This is a genomic window from Arthrobacter sp. TJ-266, from assembly GCF_058269115.1.
In genome coordinates this window covers 482326-498356 of the sequence record NZ_JBZCNC010000004.1, presented here as the reverse complement: position 1 = coordinate 498356, position 16031 = coordinate 482326, and the positions used below count along the sequence as shown (strand labels likewise).

At 70.7% G+C, this 16031-nt stretch carries 11 protein-coding genes; 7 read left to right on the top strand and 4 right to left on the bottom strand.

All coding sequences use genetic code 11. The features are described 5' to 3' along the window. Positions 1 to 98: 98 nt before the first annotated feature. Genes AC4D12_RS13970 through AC4D12_RS13955 form a run of 4 tightly spaced genes read left to right on the top strand, consistent with a single transcriptional unit; the run spans position 99 to position 4219 of the window. Positions 99 to 935, top strand: coding sequence for an ECF transporter S component (locus tag AC4D12_RS13970; protein ID WP_490950537.1), 837 nt, complete (start codon positions 99 to 101; stop codon positions 933 to 935). Between the two features lie 3 nt (positions 936 to 938). Further along, on the top strand, positions 939 to 1694 hold the full coding sequence (locus AC4D12_RS13965) for an energy-coupling factor transporter transmembrane component T (protein WP_490950536.1): 756 nt from the start codon (positions 939 to 941) through the stop codon (positions 1692 to 1694). After that, complete coding sequence (locus tag AC4D12_RS13960; RefSeq protein ID WP_490950535.1) at positions 1691 to 3349, top strand: ABC transporter ATP-binding protein; 1659 nt, start codon at positions 1691 to 1693, stop codon at positions 3347 to 3349. Before AC4D12_RS13965 ends, AC4D12_RS13960 begins: the two co-directional genes overlap by 4 nt. Before the next feature lie 9 nt (positions 3350 to 3358). Continuing rightward, a complete protein-coding gene (locus AC4D12_RS13955) occupies positions 3359 to 4219 on the top strand; it encodes an alpha/beta fold hydrolase (protein WP_490950534.1) in 861 nt (286 codons plus the stop codon). 80 nt (positions 4220 to 4299) lie between these two features. Here the strand turns inward: AC4D12_RS13955 and AC4D12_RS13950 are convergent, their stop codons facing one another. Further along, complete coding sequence (locus AC4D12_RS13950; protein ID WP_490950533.1) at positions 4300 to 7572, bottom strand: DEAD/DEAH box helicase; 3273 nt, start codon at positions 7570 to 7572, stop codon at positions 4300 to 4302. Positions 7573 to 7733: 161 nt separating this feature from the next. Between AC4D12_RS13950 and AC4D12_RS13945 the strand changes: the two genes are divergently transcribed. After that, positions 7734 to 9035, top strand: a complete 1302-nt coding sequence (locus AC4D12_RS13945) for a cation:proton antiporter (protein WP_490950532.1) — start codon at positions 7734 to 7736, stop codon at positions 9033 to 9035. A 60-nt stretch (positions 9036 to 9095) separates the two neighbouring features. Here AC4D12_RS13945 and AC4D12_RS13940 read toward each other — a convergent pair whose 3' ends face one another. Both AC4D12_RS13940 and AC4D12_RS13935 read right to left on the bottom strand, forming a co-directional pair. Then, positions 9096 to 10298, bottom strand: a complete 1203-nt coding sequence (locus tag AC4D12_RS13940) for a benzoate/H(+) symporter BenE family transporter (RefSeq protein ID WP_490950531.1) — start codon at positions 10296 to 10298, stop codon at positions 9096 to 9098. 96 nt (positions 10299 to 10394) lie between these two features. Further along, positions 10395 to 10556 carry a hypothetical protein gene (locus tag AC4D12_RS13935; protein WP_490950530.1) on the bottom strand — a complete coding sequence of 54 codons (162 nt, stop codon included), beginning with the start codon at positions 10554 to 10556 and terminating at the stop codon, positions 10395 to 10397. A gap of 136 nt (positions 10557 to 10692) precedes the next feature. Here AC4D12_RS13935 and AC4D12_RS13930 point away from each other — a divergent pair, with 136 nt between their 5' ends. Further along, positions 10693 to 11697, top strand: coding sequence for an LLM class flavin-dependent oxidoreductase (locus AC4D12_RS13930; RefSeq protein WP_490950529.1), 1005 nt, complete (start codon positions 10693 to 10695; stop codon positions 11695 to 11697). 233 nt (positions 11698 to 11930) lie between these two features. Then, complete coding sequence (locus AC4D12_RS13925) at positions 11931 to 12134, top strand: cold-shock protein (RefSeq protein WP_026533290.1); 204 nt, start codon at positions 11931 to 11933, stop codon at positions 12132 to 12134. A 106-nt stretch (positions 12135 to 12240) separates the two neighbouring features. Here AC4D12_RS13925 and AC4D12_RS13920 read toward each other — a convergent pair whose 3' ends face one another. Further along, on the bottom strand, positions 12241 to 15861 hold the full coding sequence (locus AC4D12_RS13920; protein ID WP_490950528.1) for a TM0106 family RecB-like putative nuclease: 3621 nt from the start codon (positions 15859 to 15861) through the stop codon (positions 12241 to 12243). Positions 15862 to 16031: the final 170 nt, after the last annotated feature.

The window sequence follows — 16031 nt, the reverse complement described above, 5'->3', positions numbered from 1 at the left end:
TGAGCGGCCGGTACACTGGGGCTGCCCGCGTAGCTGCCGGCCGGCACCGAGGTGACATGAGGTGCGCTGACCTCACCCCGACGCGCCCTAGGACCACCGTGACACCCCTGACCCTCGCAGCCGATCCCGCGACACAGCGGCCGCGCCGACTGCTGATCATCCTCGGTGCCGTTCTCATCGCGGCCACCTACCTCTTCCTCGTCACCGTTCAGCCCGCGGAGATCGCCGGCGGCATGGGCAGCACCGCCTCCCTCGTGGTGCTCTTCGGATTCCTCGGCGGCGGCGCCCTCCTCGTCGCGGGCATCCTGCCGACGCTGAGCACCAGCTCGCTCGTCGTCATGCCCATCGGCATCGCCCTGAACATCGCGATCGGTCAGATCGCCGGCTCGCTCGGCATGCAGATCTACCTGGATGCCATCGGGACGGTGCTCGTGGCCGTCCTCGCAGGGCCCGCAGCCGGAGCCGCGACGGGCGCCATCAGCAACGCACTGTGGGGGCTCTTCAACCCCTTCGCCCTGCCCTTCGCGGCCGGCGCGGCGCTGATCGGCGTCCTCGCAGGGCTCGCCGCGAAGTACGGAGCCTTTCGCCACGTGTACCTGGCGCCCGTGGCCGGGCTCGTCGTCGGCGCGGTGGGCGGGCTCATCGCCGCCCCGGTGGCCGCGTTCATGTTCGGCGGGGGCGGCACGGTGGGAACCAACGCGATCATCGCCGTCTTCCGGTCCATGGGTGACAAGCTGCTCGTCGCCGCCACCAAGCAGGGCCTGCTCTCGGACTCCGTGGACAAGATCGTCGTGTTCGTCGTCGTCGCCCTGATCGTCTATGCCCTGCCCCGCCGCGCCGTCCGCCAGTTCCCCTTCGCGAGGACCCACCGCGTCCTCGGCGTCCGGAGCGGTGACCGCGCGGTCGGGCACGACGCCGGAAGCCCCGCGACCTGACGCATGCCACGACGAAGGAGCTACAACCCGCTCACGGAACTGCTCGCCGCAGCTCTGGTGGTGGTGCTCGTCCTCGTCGTGAACCGCTGGCAGTTCTCCCTGGCGGTGCTGCTGCTCGTCGTCCTCCCCGCGATCCTGCTCTCCGGCCGACCTCGGCAGATCGGCGTGGCCGTCGCCGTCGTCGCCGGTCCGCTCCTGATCTCGACGCTGCTGCTGCACGGCCTGTTCTTCCCCGAGGGCACTGACGTGCTCCTCGATCTCGGCGTGGCCCGGGTCACCGGTGAGGGTCTCACGTTCGCCGCCCTCATGGGTCTGCGCATGAGCGTCTTCGCGGGGATCTTCCTGACGGTCGCCATGACGCTCGACGTCCCGCAGCTCCTGGCCACCATGACCCACCGGGGCGTCAGCCGGAAGCTCGTCTTCATCATCGGGTCCGCCGTCGGGCTCATCCCGCACGTCGCCCTCCGCGCAGGGCAGATCACGCGCGCGCAGCAGGCACGCGGTCTCGTGGTGGGGCGCGGGCCGCTGACCCGCGCCCGCGCCCTCCTGGCCGTCACCACGCCGCTGGTGATCGGGCTGCTCGTCGACGCCTCGGAGCGTAACCGCATGCTCGCTGCGCGCGGTTTCTCCTCACCCGGGGTCCGCACGAGCTACGTCGCTGACACCGACTCGCGGCGTCAGCGGATGGCACGCCGGGTGATGCTCGTCGCGGTCGGGCTGTTCTCCGTGCTCTGGCTCGGACGCGAGGTCATCGGATGATTTCCCTCGTCAGCGAGTCCTTCGCCTACGACGACGGCGTGCCGCTCCTCGTGGACCTCGGGCTCTCCGTGCAGGCGGGGGAGTACGTGGTGATCGCCGGTGCGTCCTCCTCCGGGAAGACGACGCTCGCCCGCCTCCTCGCGGGTCAGGCGGGGTCCGAGGCCGGCTGCACGTTCCGTGGGAGCCTCACGCTCGACGGCGAGACCATCCGATTCACCGGCAGCCCCGGGGATCCGCGGATCGACCCCGCCGCCTGGAGTGCGCGCGTGGGGTTCGTGGCCCAGGGCTCCTGGGGGCAACTGTCCATGATGTCGGCCACCGTCGCCGAGGAGATCGCCTTCGGATCCGCCAACCGTGGAGTGGCTCCGGAGGACCTGAGGACCCTCGTCGCGGAGATCGCTGCGGCCATGAACCTCACGGAGCTCCTCGACCGGGATCCGCGCCGGCTCTCCGGAGGCCAGCTCCAGCGCACCATCATCGCGGCGGCCGTGGCCCAGCGCCCGCGGGTGCTGATCCTCGACGAGCCCTTCCAGGGGCTCGACGGCGCCGCCGCGGCCGGAGTCGCCGAGGCCCTCGAGATGCTGCGCGCCGGGGGCACCGCCGTCGTCGTCTGCGAACCGACCCTGCCCCGGACGGCGCCCTCGGACATCCGGGTGGTGGCCCTCGCCGACGGCCGCGCCGTGTTCACCGGACCCCTTGCCGAGACGCGCTGGGCGGGACTGCGCCGGTACGGCATCGGGACGGCGGGGGAGCCACCGCGCCTCCCCGCCCGTCCGCTCACCCGTCCGGCTGTCCTTTCCTCACAGGCCGGGTCCGCGGATCCGCAGACCGTGCCCGACGGATCGGCGCCGGGAGAGGTGGCGGTGGCGATGCGGTCCGTCAGCTTCACCTACCCCTCCGAGCGCGGACGGCTGCTCCGACCCGAGCGACGCAGAGCGGCCGGGTCCGACAGGGCGGTGGAGTCCGACAGGGCGGCGGGGTCCGACAGGGCAGGCGGGTCCGGAGGAGCGGCCGGGCTCCGCGACGTCGATCTCTCGGTCCGCACGGGCGAGGTCGTGGCGGTGCTCGGCGCCAACGGATCCGGCAAGTCCACGCTGCTGCAGCACCTCAACGGGCTGTGCAGGGCGGACGCCGGGACCGTCGTCGTGGACGGCGTCACCATCGCCCGGCAGCCGACCGGCATCCTGGCCCGGCACGTGGGGTACCTCATCCAGGACACCGACCAGCAGCTGTTCGAGCGCACCGTGCTGCGCGAGGTCTCCTACGGTCCGCTGCTCGCGGGCGAGCGCCGCGCTGCTGCCTCACTCCGGGCGTCAGCAGCGCTCGAGCGGGTGGGGCTGGCTGCGCTGGAGCAGGTACACCCCTACGAGCTCGGGTTCGTCCAGCGGCGCCTCGTGGCCCTCGCCTCCATCATGGCCACCGGCCCGCGCGTGTGGGCGCTCGACGAACCGACCGCGGGCCTCGACGATCCCACCCGCACCCTCATGGCGGAACTCGTCCTCGAGCATGCGTCGACGGGCGGCGCCGTGGTCATGGCCACGCACGACGACGCCTTCGCAGACACCGTCGCCGGCCGCAGCATCCAGCTGGAGCGCGGGCGGGTCATGCCGTCCACGGCGACCGCCGACCTCCCGTGGGAGGCACGGGGCACCTAGGGTTGGGGCATGGACACGCTGAGGGAGAGATTCCGCATCATCCGCTCGGCGGGCGCTGATCTCGTCGTCTTCGAGTACGGCGTGGAGCCCGAACCGGGCACACCGAGCCTGCTGTTGGTGCACGGCTACCCCGACGACCACCGCGTCTTCCTGCCCGTGATCCGTGAACTCGCGTCGACGCATCATCTGATCACCTTCGACACGCGGAACGCCGGCCGGTCCAGGACGCTGGGCGGCTCGGGCTTCACCCTGCCGGAGCTCCTCGACGACCTCTTCACGGTGCTCGACGCCGTGGGCGCGCCCGACGGCGTCCGGCTCGTGGGGCACGACTGGGGCTCCATCCAGGGATGGGCCGTGGTGCAGGACGAGCGGGCCGACGGGCTGGTCGTAGAGTTCACGAGCATCTCCGGTCCGGACCTCCGGCACTTCTCGCAGTGGCTACGGGCACGCCTCCGTACTCCGCGCCTCGTGCCCGAGGGCGTCGGTCAGGTGCTCCGGAGCTGGTACGTCGCGGCCTTCCAGCTGCCGGTGCTGCCCGAGCTGTTCTGGCGCGCGGTGATGACCCGCCGCTACGAGTTCGCCGCACGGCGCAACGTCGGCAAGGATCCCATCCGGGGGCTGGCCCTCTACCGCGCGAACCTGGGCGGCGCCGTCAGGCTCCCACGGCGTCGGCGCGTGACGCTGCCCGTCCACGTGATCGTGCCGCTGAAGGACCCGTTCCTCTCGCCCCGGCTCGTGGACGGGCTCGAGGACTGGGTGCCCGACCTCACGGTCACCACCGTTCCGGGGGGCCACTGGTGGATCGCGTCGAGGCCGCGGGCGTTCGCCGAACTGCTGGATCCGGCACTCATCGGACGCGACGACGACTGAGCCCGCGTCGACGACGACCGCCTGCCCTGCGACGAGCGGTCCGGGCTGGCAGCAGGCCGTCTGGAGGCGGCCGGGCGCGCCTAGACGTCGAGCAGGCCTCGGATGTCCTCCGCGGTCAGCGCCGAGCTGAAGACGGCGTCGTCGTCCATCACCGAGGTGAACAGCTTCGCCTTCTGCTCCTTCAGCTTCATGACCTTCTCCTCGATGGTGCCCTTGGACACCATGCGGTAGACCATGACGTTCTTGGTCTGGCCGATGCGGTGGGTCCGGTCCACTGCCTGGGCCTCGGACGCAGGGTTCCACCAGGGGTCCAGCAGGAAGCAGTAGTCCGCCTCCGTGAGGTTCAGCCCGAATCCACCGGCCTTGAGGCTGATGAGGAAGACGGGCGCGTCGCCCTCCTTGAAGGAGTCGATCACGTCACCGCGGCTGCGGGTGGATCCGTCGAGGTAGGCGTACGGGATGCCGCGGGCGTCGAGCTGCTCGGCGGCCTTCTTCAGGTAGGACGTGAACTGACTGAACACGAGCGCCCGGTGGCCCTCGGCGATGATGCCCTCCAGGTTCTCGAAGAGCACTTCGAGTTTGGCGGAGGGAACGCCCTCGTGCTCGGGGTCGACGAGCGAGGCGTCGAGGCTGAGCATCCGCAGCAGCGTCAGGGACCGGAAGACGATCATCCGGTTGCGGTTCATGTCCTCGATCAGGCCGAGGAGCTTCTGCCGTTCGCGCTGCAGGTAGGTCTCGTAGATGTGCCGGTGCTCCGGGTGCAGCTCCACCTCGAGGACCTGCTCCTGCTTCGGCGGGAGGTCCGAGGCCACGGCCTCCTTGGTGCGGCGCATCATGAGCGGGCGGATGCGCTTGCGGAGCCGGACGAGCGGCCGGTTGTCGCCGATCTTCTCGATGGGCGTGCGGTAGTCCTCGGTGAACTTGCGGGCCGAGGGGAAGAGGCCCGGCGCCACGATGTCGAACATGGACCACAGCTCCATGAGGTTGTTCTCCATGGGCGTGCCGGTGATCGCGAGCTTGAACGGGGCATCGAAGTCCTTGGCCGCCTGGTGCACCTTGGACGCGCGGTTCTTCACGAACTGGGCCTCGTCGAGCACCAGACCGGACCACGTGGGCTCCTGGTAGGCCGGGAAGTCGAGCCGGAACAGCGTGTAGGAGGTGATGACGACGTCGGCGCCCCTCACCTGCTCCCGTACGGGCACGCCCGAGGCGCCCTGGGTGTCGGTGACGGTCACCACCTTCAGGCCGGGCGCGAACCGCCGGGCCTCGTTGCCCCAGTTGGGTACCACCGAGGTGGGCGCGACGACGAGGAACGGGGCGTCGATCCCGGTGGTCTCCTGCGCGTGGACCATGAGTGCCAGGGCCTGCAGGGTCTTGCCGAGCCCCATGTCGTCGGCGAGGACCCCGCCGAGCTGGTGCCGCCACAGGAAGGCGAGCCAGCTGAAGCCGTCCGCCTGGTAGGGCCGCATCTCTGCCTGGAGCCCGGCGGGCGCCGGTGTTGCCTCGACGTCGGAGAGTTCCAGGAGACCGCTGACGGCGTCGCGCCAGGACTGCGCCTGCTCCGTCTCCTCGGCGAGGTCCTCGAAGTCCGCCCAGAGCCCCGCCTGGTAGCGGCTGATCTGCAGGCCCGACTCGGGATCCCACTCCGCCAGGGAGCGGGCTTCCTCGATCAGTTCACGGAGCTGGTCGAACACGGGCTGCTCGAGCGAGAGGTACGTGTTGTCCACGAGCTTCAGCTTCTTGCGGCCCTGCGCGAGCGCCCGGAAGATCGAGTCGAAGGGGATGGTGCGGCCACTGACCGTGACCATGACCCCGAGGTCGAACCAGTCCCGGTTGTCCGTCTCGACGGTGCTGACCCGCAGGGTCGGCATCTCCGTCAGCTCCCGGTAGTCGGGTTTCTCGCCGACCACTTCGATGGAGATACCCGGGAGCGCGGCGAGCTCGGGCAGCACCTCCTCCGCGAACTCGACGGCCTGCATGTCCTGGAGCGTGGCCTGCCGGAGCGGCATGCTCCCGAGTACCCGGCGCGCGGCGACGGAGAGGGCGTCCTCGGCGTCGGCGTCGCGGTAGCCGTCATCGCTGCCCGGCCCGCCCCTGCGCAGGGGCCGGCGCTGCACGGCGTCGCCGAGCGGGTAGTCGAAGTGCCAGTCGAGCGACACCGAGCCCTCAAGGCCGTAGGCCGTGACGAGCACGAGGGACGGCGGCTGGATCTCGGGGAGCTCCACGCTGCCGTCACTGCTGTCCACGTCGATCGACTGCCGCAGCTTCGGGTAGTAGTCCTGCAGGAAGAGCGACTTCTCCTCCTCCGGCACCACCACGGGCCGCCCACGCTGCAGCAACTCGATGTCCTTCGCCGTCAGTCGGCGGGACGTCGGCGCGAGCGTGATCGTGTCATCCGGCGCCACGGTGTAGATGCCGTGCGTGCTGATCACGTGGGCGGTGTCGGAGGGGTGCGGCTGCCCGTCGATGTCCAGCGCAGGGCACAGCTGCAGCGACCCGTCCTCGGTCTCCGTCGCGTCCAGCTTGAGGATCGCGCGACCGGCGAGCGCGATGGTGACGGACTTCTTCGATCCGACGAACGCGATGCCGAGGCGCTCCGCCTCCTCGAGCAGTTGCCAGAGGAGGGGGTTGCTGAAGTCGTCGAGGTAGAGCCAGGAGTCGTTGTTGCCGAAGTAGTTGACGCCGGTGCCGCGGTGCAGCGCCGGGAACTGGGAGAACCAGCGGTGCTGGTCGGCGTCCAGTTTCAGCCCGTACGTCTGGTAGCTGATGCTGCCCCAGGACAGGTTGTTCTTGATCCACTTGCCCTTGCCGTTCTGGCTCACGGGCCGTACGCCGAGGCGCGTGTTGAGCGTGCGCTGCCCCTGGCGCTCGGCGGCCGACCCCCACCGCTGGACGGCGACCTCCGGGGTCCGGAGTTCAAACTGCAGTCCCAGCGGTGTCAGGGCCGCCGGCGCGGCCGGCTCGAGGTCCCCCTCCAGCAGATCGAGGAGGGACGCCTGCCAGCCGGCGGGCGCCGTCGTGCGTGGTGCGGGGTTGGCCCCGAGCTCCTGCTCGTGCTTCGCGAGGACGTTCTCGGTGTTGCTCTGCAGGGCTGTGGCCGCCACGTGCTTGCAGTCCGCGCCGATGGGGCAGCTGCAGAAGTTCTCGAGGGGGCGGAAGCGGCCGTCACCCTTCACGCCGAGGCGGAGCTTGGTGCGGTACTCGGAAGGGGCGGAACCGCGGACCTTGCCGGTGAGGATCTTGGAGTCGGCGTCCCAGGCGAGCGAGCTGACCGCGCCGTCCTTCGCGTAGGTCTGCCCGCGCTGGAACGCCGCACCGCCCACGATCCTGATGATGTCGGTGACATCGACCATGGGGTGAGGCGAAATGGGCATAATTTCATACTCTCACGCGGGGGAGACGCCGCGCCCCGGCCGTGCCCCTGCCCGCGGTATCCGTGGGAGGGTTGTTTTACCCTGGATCGGGCACCCCGCCCGCGGCCCGGGACGCGGGATGACAACGGAAGAGGTACGGCGTGTTCGAAGCTCCGAGCATCATCTTCGCGGCAGCCGGCCTCGCCGTCTTCGCCGCAGCCCTGCTGCCCCGACTGCTGCAGCGCGCGCCGGTGTCCATGCCGATGGTGTTCCTCGCCGCGGGGATCCTCATCTTCAGCTTCGCTCCCGACCTCCCGGATCCGGACCCGCTGGCCTACGGCGACGTCACCCTCCACCTCAGCGAGGTGTGCGTCATCATCTCGCTGATGGGTGCCGGTCTCGCCCTGGACAGGCCCGTGGGGTGGCACCGCTGGTCCACCACGTGGCGCCTGCTCGGCATCGCCATGCCGCTGTGCATCGTCGCGCTCACGCTGATGGGGATGTGGATCCTCGGGCTCGGCGTCGCGTCCGCCCTCCTCATCGCCGCCGCACTGGCTCCCACCGACCCGGTGCTCGCCTCCGAGGTGCAGGTGGGGGAGCCCTCGGAGTCGGAGGAGGAACTCGACGGCGAGGACGAGGTGCGTTTCGGTCTGACCTCCGAAGCGGGCCTGAACGACGGGCTCGCCTTCCCGTTCGTGTACCTGGCGATCCTCCTCAGCACCGTGGGTCTCAGCCCGTCCGCGTGGTTCCCCGAGTGGATCCTGCTCGACGTCCTCTGGCGCATGATCATCGGCTGCGCCTTCGGGTTCGGCATGGGGAAGCTGCTCGGGCGGGTCTTCTTCCGGACGCCGCTGAAGAGCATCCGCCTCGCCAACTACTCGGAGGGCTTCGTGGCGCTCGCCGCGACGTTCCTGACCTACGGCCTCACCGAGGCGGTGGAGGGCTACGGCTTCATCGCGGTGTTCGTCTGCGCCGTCACGATCCGCATGGGAGAACAGACCAACGGCTACCACGGCGTGCTGCACAGCTACATCGAACAGCTCGAGCGGCTCCTGACCGTCGTCGTGCTGGTGCTCCTCGGGGGAGCGGTGGCGCGTGGCCTGTTCGAGGGCCTTCAGATGCTGGAGATCGTGGTGGCCGTCGCGTTCATCCTCCTGGTGAGGCCTCTGACGGCCTGGATCAGCCTGGCCCGCGGCAAGACCGGTCCGCGGGAGCGCGGCGTGCTCGCGTTCTTCGGGGTACGCGGCATCGGTTCGATCTACTACCTGAGCTACGCGCTCTCGAAGGGCGAGTTCGCCGCCGACGAGTCCGCGCTGTGGCGCATCGGCGGGCTCGTGATCGTGCTGTCCATCGTGATCCACGGCATCACCGCGGCTCCCGTGATCAACGCGCTCGACCGTGCACGCGAGAAGCGGGCGCGCGAGCAGGGTGACGAGGCGCAGGCGCCGAACACCGCCGTCTGACACGCTGGACGGACATCGCCGTGGCTCCGGCGATGAACGGGAGTTCCACCGCGGGTGCCGTCAGTGCCGCCGAGCCGCTTCCCGCTCGAGCACGGCGCGAACCGCCAGCCCGCCGACGAGCGCCCAAAACGCGCCGCCGATCCCACCGATCGACAGGCCCGAGGCTGCGAGGAGGAACGTGACGGCCCCGCTCATGCGGCCCTCGGCCTCGCGGAAGGCGGAGGTCACCGCCGTCGCCATGGTGCCGATGAGCGCCAGGCCGGCAACGGCCTCCACGAGCCCCGGGGGCGCCGCGCCCACGACGACGACGAGCGCCCCCGAGCCCGCTGCCAGCACCAGGTAGGTCAACCCCGCCGTGAGCGCGGCTACCCACCGGCGGTCCTTGTCCGCTCCTGCCCCCTCGCCCGCGGAGAGGGCCGCGGACAGGGCGGCGAGGTTCACCGCGTGCCCGCCGAAGGGCGCGGCCGCGGCCGTCCCGAGGCCCGTGACGGTGAGCGCGGCCCGCCACGGCGCGCGGTAGCCGAAGGAGGACAGGACGGCGACGCCGGGAAGGTTCTGTGACGCCATCGTCACGACGTAGAGCGGCAGGGCTATGCCGATGACGGCACCCAGCTCGAACGTCGGCAGGGTGACGGAGAGCGAGGGCGCCAGGGACGCCGGGTCGATCACCGCTCCGGTGCGGAGGAGATCGACGGCGATGATCACTAACGCTGCGACGAGCGCCAGCGGTACCGCCCAGCGGGGGACCACGGCGGAGGCGACGAGCCAGACCAGGATCACCGGCAGGACCAGCAGCGGGATGGTGCCGAGCGAGCGGAAGGGTGCGAGGCAGAGGGGCAGCAGGACGCCCGCGAGCATGGCCTGCGCGAGGTGCTGGGGAATCCGCGCGACGAGGCGTCCGAGCCAGGGCACCGCCCCGGTCAGCAGGATCAGGAGCGCCGTGACGAGGAAGGCCCCCACCGCGGCGGCCCAGCCGCCGTCGGGCACGGTGGCGCCGGCGAGCAGCGCCGCCCCGGGGGTGGACCACGAGAGCGTCACGGGGATCCGGTAGCGCAGCGCCAGCAGGACGATCCCCAGGCCGACGACGGCGGTGAGCGCGAGCAGCCCCGACGCGGCCTGCTCGGCTGTGGCCCCGGTGGCCCGTAGCCCCGCGAGGACCACCGCGAACGACGACGTGAAGCCGACGAGCGCCGTCACCATGCCGGCGAGGACCGGTTCCTGCAGCGGACGCCCGGCGTGGCCGGGATGCACGGATGACGTCATGCGGGGGATCTCATGCCGGAGGCCTCACTCCGGCGGCCCCACGGGGTCGACGTCGGTCCATCAGGTCCATCAGGTCCATCAGGTCCATCAGGTCTGTCAGGTCCCGCGGACCTGCTCGAGGCGACGCTGGACGGCCTCGAGCTCGTCGCTCAGGGCCTGGAGCCGCGCGGTGTTCTGCTCGACGGCGAGGAGCCGGACGAGGTGGTCCTGGCGCTCGCGGAGCTCTGGTTCGGTGGTCGGAAGGTCGTGAGTGGCCATGGGGCCAGTCTGTCAGAAGGGCCATGACAGGCCGCTGCCCGGGAACGACCGCCGGGAAATAGAAGCTCCGGTGGCGTCGTTCCCCCCAGAGGCGTGCGGCGTGCCCGTGCGCGCACCGATGTCGAGAGGTTCCCCCATGACTCTTCCCCTGTCCATCCTCGATCTCGCGCAGGTCGCCGAGGGTTCAACGCCCGCGGAGACGTTCGCCGCGAGTGTCACCCTGGCCCAGCACGCGGAGGCGTGGGGCTACCGGCGCATCTGGTACGCGGAGCACCACAACATGGGCAGCATCGCCTCGTCGGCCACGAGCGTGCTGATCGCGCACGTCGCCGCGAGGACGTCGAGCATCCGCCTCGGCTCCGGGGGCGTGATGCTGCCGAACCACTCGCCGCTGACCATCGCCGAGCAGTTCGGCACGCTGGAGAGCCTGTACCCGAAACGGATTGACCTGGGGCTCGGCCGCGCGCCGGGGAGTGACCAGACCACCGCGCGTGCTCTCCGCCGCGATCCCATGGCCGCCGAGAGCTTCCCCCAGGACGTCCTCGAGCTGCAGGGCTACCTCACGGGAGACTCCCGCGTGCCGGGCGTCCAGGCCACGCCGGGACGCGGGACGAACGTGCCGCTGTACATCCTCGGCTCCTCCCTGTTCGGCGCGCGTCTCGCCGCCGCGCTCGGTCTCCCGTTCGCCTTCGCGTCCCACTTCGCGCCGCAGGCCCTGCACGACGCCGCCAGCATCTACCGCCGCGAGTTCACCCCGTCGGCCCAGAACGACACACCACACTTCATCGCGGGCGTCAACGTGATTGCCGCGGACGACGCGGGCGAGGCGCACCACGAGTTCCACGAGGCGATGCTCCGGCGCGTCACGCTGCTCCTCGGGCGCGGGCAGACGTTCACCCGTGAGGAGCAGGAGGCGATCCTGGCCTCGCCCGGCGGTCAGCACATGGCGGAGATGGCGCGCTACAGCGCCGTGGGGACGCCCGACGTGGTCCGCGACTACCTCGAACGCTTCGCGGCGCAGGTGGGGGCGGACGAGCTGATCGTCGCCACGCAGGCGGGCAGCACGGCCACCTGGCTCCGCTCCTTCGAGCTGCTCTCGGACGCCATGCTGCTCACGGCAGGGGCCCGAACGGCGGCGTGAGCCGACCCGGACGGGACGATCACATGGGCTCTCGGCGAACAAGTTGTGGTCTCTGCTTGCCATGACCCACCTTCGTTTGGTTAAGTGGGGCGTGGTTGTAGTGTTGCGCATTTGTATTTCACGCTGTCCAGCCCTTAGGGGCCGGATGCGTCTCTGAAAAAGCGGACAAGCACGCCGCGACTGGGGCGTTCCGAAAGTCGGATCGCGTCTGAATTTCAGAAGGATAAACAAAAATGGCAACAGGTACCGTGAAGTGGTTCAACGCTGAAAAGGGCTTTGGATTCATTGCTCCCGACGACGGAAGCGCAGACGTGTTCGCACACTTCTCCGCCATCAACGCAAGCGGCTACCGCTCGCTTGATGAGAACCAGAAGGTCAGCTTCGACACCGAGCAGGGCCCCAAGGGTCCTCAGGCGTCGAACATCCAGCCCCTCTAAGGCTCGGATCTTCTCCTAGATTCTTTTCGCGGAAACAGGTCGGACTTCGGTCCGGCCTGTTTTTGCGTTAACCGGCGCCAGTGTGATGGCCCGGGGTGCCCCGGTGTCAGTTCAGGCGCCCGCGCTCGCACAACCCGATGAACGCGCCGAGTTCGGCCAGTGCCGCCGGGGTGGTCGGCAGGTGGTGCGTGAGCCACGGTGACCTGATGATGACGGCCCGCCACTGCCCACGCGACACCGCGACGTTGACCCGGTTCCTGTTGAGCAGGAACCCGATGCCGCGAGGGGCCTCCGCCGCGGAGGACGTCGCCATCGTGACGAGCACGACGGCGGCCTGCTGACCCTGGAACCGGTCCACGGTTCCCACGCGCACCTTCCGCAGGCCGGCCGCCGCGAGTGCACGCTGCACCAGGTGCACCTGCGCGTTGTAGGCGGCGACCACCAGGATGTCCTCCTCGCCGAGGGGCCGCGGCGACGACGCTCCGCCGGTTGCCCCGCCGGTTGCGTCGGTCGCATCCCCGGACGTCCACGGCAACCCGAGGTGTCGGCGCACCTGCCGCACCACTTCCGCGGCCTCCTCGGGCGAAGAGGTGGTGTTGGACGCGTGCTCCACCTCGACCAGGGCGATCCCCGGGCCCACGCCGTCCAGGTGCCGGCCGCGCGCCGCGGAGGCCGTGGTCAGCCGCCCGTCGTAGGCGAAGGTCGAGACGGCGTCGCACAGCGCGGGGTGCAGGCGCCACGTGTCGGCGAGGAAGTACCCGAGTGTGGGCGGCAGCGTGGCGTGGCCGTCGGACAGCCAGCTCAGGGCCGACTGATCCACCGGTTCGGGATGCGTGCCCTGCGAGACCTGGGGGAGCTGTTGCGGGTCCCCGAGGAGCAGGAGCCTGGTGGTGGCCTGCGCGACGGCCAGGGTGTTCGCGAGCGAGAACTGCCCCGCCTCGTCGATGACGAGCAGGTCGAGCGAGGCCGGCGGGATGCTCGAGCCCGTCATCGTCCAGGCCGTCCCACCCACGAGGCAGCCTCCCTCGGAGGCGAGGAGGTGGACGATGTCGGCGTCCGCCCTGCGCGTCCACGGCACCTCCTCCGCGCCCTTGAGCTTCTTCGCGACGACGTGCTCGGGGACGCCCGCCTCCAGCGCGCGGCAGAGCAGGTTGTCGACCACGGCGTGGGACTGCGCCACCACGCCGACCTTCCAGCCGTGGCGGACGAGACGCGCGATGACGTCGGCTCCCACGTGGGTCTTGCCGGTACCGGGGGGCCCCTGCACGGCGAGGTAGGAATCCCGGAGTGTCAGCAGGGCCGACGTGATGGCCTGCGCGTAGCCGTCCGGTCCGGGTGGCACCTCGGGGAGCGGGGCGCCGTCGGCGAGCCGGGGAGGCAGCCGGCGGAGGAGATCGAGAGCAGGGCCGTCAGGAACCCCGGGCAACGTCTGACCCACCCGGTCCGCGAGGGCGATCAGTGCCTTCTCGAGGGAGCCCGTCGGGAGGGGCCGGTCGGGCGCCAGGGCCACGGGGAACTCACCGCGTGGCTCGCCGCCCTTCCGCAACTTCTCACGGATCAGGAGCCGGAGGGCACCGCGCTCCTCGGTGAGCCCGGTGACCGCCACGTCGTACCACCCACCGCGGCCCACACCGCTGCTGTCCTCGTCATCGGTGCCCGGGGGCGTGGGCGCATCGTAGATCGCGAAGTGGGTGGACCCAACCTGGGCCTCCACCCCGGGCTGCAGGCGCGTACGTGCGGCGAGCACGCGTACGGGGTTGGACCGCGGGGTGGGTCGCTCCCAGTCCTGCTCCACGCGGACCTCGTCGAGGACCAGGACGTCCCGCGATTCCTCCCAGTCGTGCGGCGGCGCTGCGAGGCGGTCGTAGTGGGACCACCAGAACTGCTTCCGTTCGCGCCGGTGGTAGCCCACCGCGGCGGCGACCATGGCCACCGCCCGCCGGTCGGCCTGCAGCGCCTGCTCGGCGGGGAGTCCGGCGAGGTGGTCGAGCAGGCGGGCCTCCTCCGCCCTGGGCCCGTACGTCGAGGCGTCCTCCTCGGCGAGCGACGTATCGGCGTCGTCGACCTCCCCGGAGACCGGGGAGAGCCGGCCGGACCCGGGGACCAGCGCCAGCAGCCAGTCGCGCAGCCGAAGGGTGGAGAGGCAGTCGTAGCGGTTGTAGTCGCTGATACCCGCCAGCACCCGCGCGGCCAGTGGTTCCTCACCGGCATCGCGCGCAGCGCAGTAGGCGGCGTACGCGACGACGGAGGCGCCTGCGTCTGTGACGTCACCCGACCGCAGCCGGTCACCCATGTAGAGGGGTTCGAGCTTCTTGATGCTGTAGGAGCGTTCGCTGATACGCAGGCTGTGCCGGACTGTCTCGTACAAGTCCACCAGCACGCCCTCGCGCAGCAGGGTGTTCACGGCGTCCTCCCCGATGACGTGCACCAGGGACAGGCGCCGCAGGGCGCTCTTCTCGTACGCGGCGTAGTGGTAGACGTGCAGGTCCGGGTACCGCTGCCGGCGGGCCGCCACGTACTCGAGGAAGTCGACGAGCGCCGCGCGTTCCTCGGAGCGGCTGTGCGCCCAGAACGGACGGAACGGTGGTTCCGCGTCGCGGTCCTCGGGCTGTTCGACGACCCCGAAGAGGTATTCGAGCCCCCAGGTGCCGTCCACCGGGTCCTGCCACAGCGGGTCCCCCTCGAAGTCGAAGAAGATGTCCCCGTGGCTGGGCGCGGGCAACGAGGCCACGGTGGCGCCGGGCAGCAGACGGTAGGAGACGGTGTGCTCCACGGCGTCGGCGTCCTGGTAGGTCACGGCGCCGTCCACCTCCCCGAGGCCCACCTGCAGGCGCGCCTGCTCGTGGAGGCGCTGCAGGGGAGCGTACTCCGGGCGGGGGTCCATGGCGGCGAGCGCGTCGATGGTGCTGATGCCCTGACCCCTCAGCTTCGCGCGGCGGTCACCCGTCATGCCCGCGACCAGCAGGAGGTCGCGCGTCGCCGTGACCTGCTCGGAGCAGTAGTCGCAGCGGCCGCAGGCACCGACGTCGGGGCTGTTCCATGCCACGCGGTGCGGCTGCTGCCGGTGTCGGGTGACCAGGTCGAGGAAGCGTGACCGCCGTTGCCGGAACACGGGCAGCAGGTCCGTGAGGCTGTGCATGCCGCGGGAGCGGTCGCCGAGTACCAGCGTGACCTCCGGTGACGTGGGGATGCCGGCGGTGATCAGCTGATCGCCGTACGCGGCGAGCTGGAGCAAGGCACCCACCTTCGCGTGCCGGGCCAGCTTCGTGTCCCAGACCGCGTAGGAGGAGTCCGGTTCGCGGACGAGGAAGTCGGAGCGGCCGTGGAACGTGCCGTCGAAGAATGCCGCCTGGAACACCACTGAGGCTCCGGAGCGGAGGGCGCCGAGGGATTCCTCGTGCTTGGCGGTGAGCGTGGCACGGTCCATCGAGACAGCAGTCTCGACCTCGTACACGCCGCCGCTGGTGCCGGCCGACCAGGAGCCGTGCTCGGCGACGAGCTCCTCGAGGACACGGTGCTCGTGCACGTCGCCGAGGGAGGCCGCGCGCTGCAGCATCTCGTCCGGCGCGAACACCGCCTTCGGCGCACGGCCCAGTTTCTCGTCCAGGACGCGCAGCAGCCGGTACCCGCACTCGGACGCCGTGACGAGGTCCGTCGCCGAGAACACGAGATCGGCGTGCGCGGGCGCGGCACCGGCGGCCGGTACGGCCGGTTCGAGGAGGAACATGCGGGCGGGCCCTTCAGCAGTGCGGGAGGTAGGAGACATGGGGGAGGTGCGGACGCTACGGGACCACTGAACCACGGGACGCCGACCTTCCTGTGACCAGCGTCTCAGGGATTCACCGTGCGCTTTGCCCCGCGGGCGACGACTTACCCGTGTACGACGCATTCAGTCCC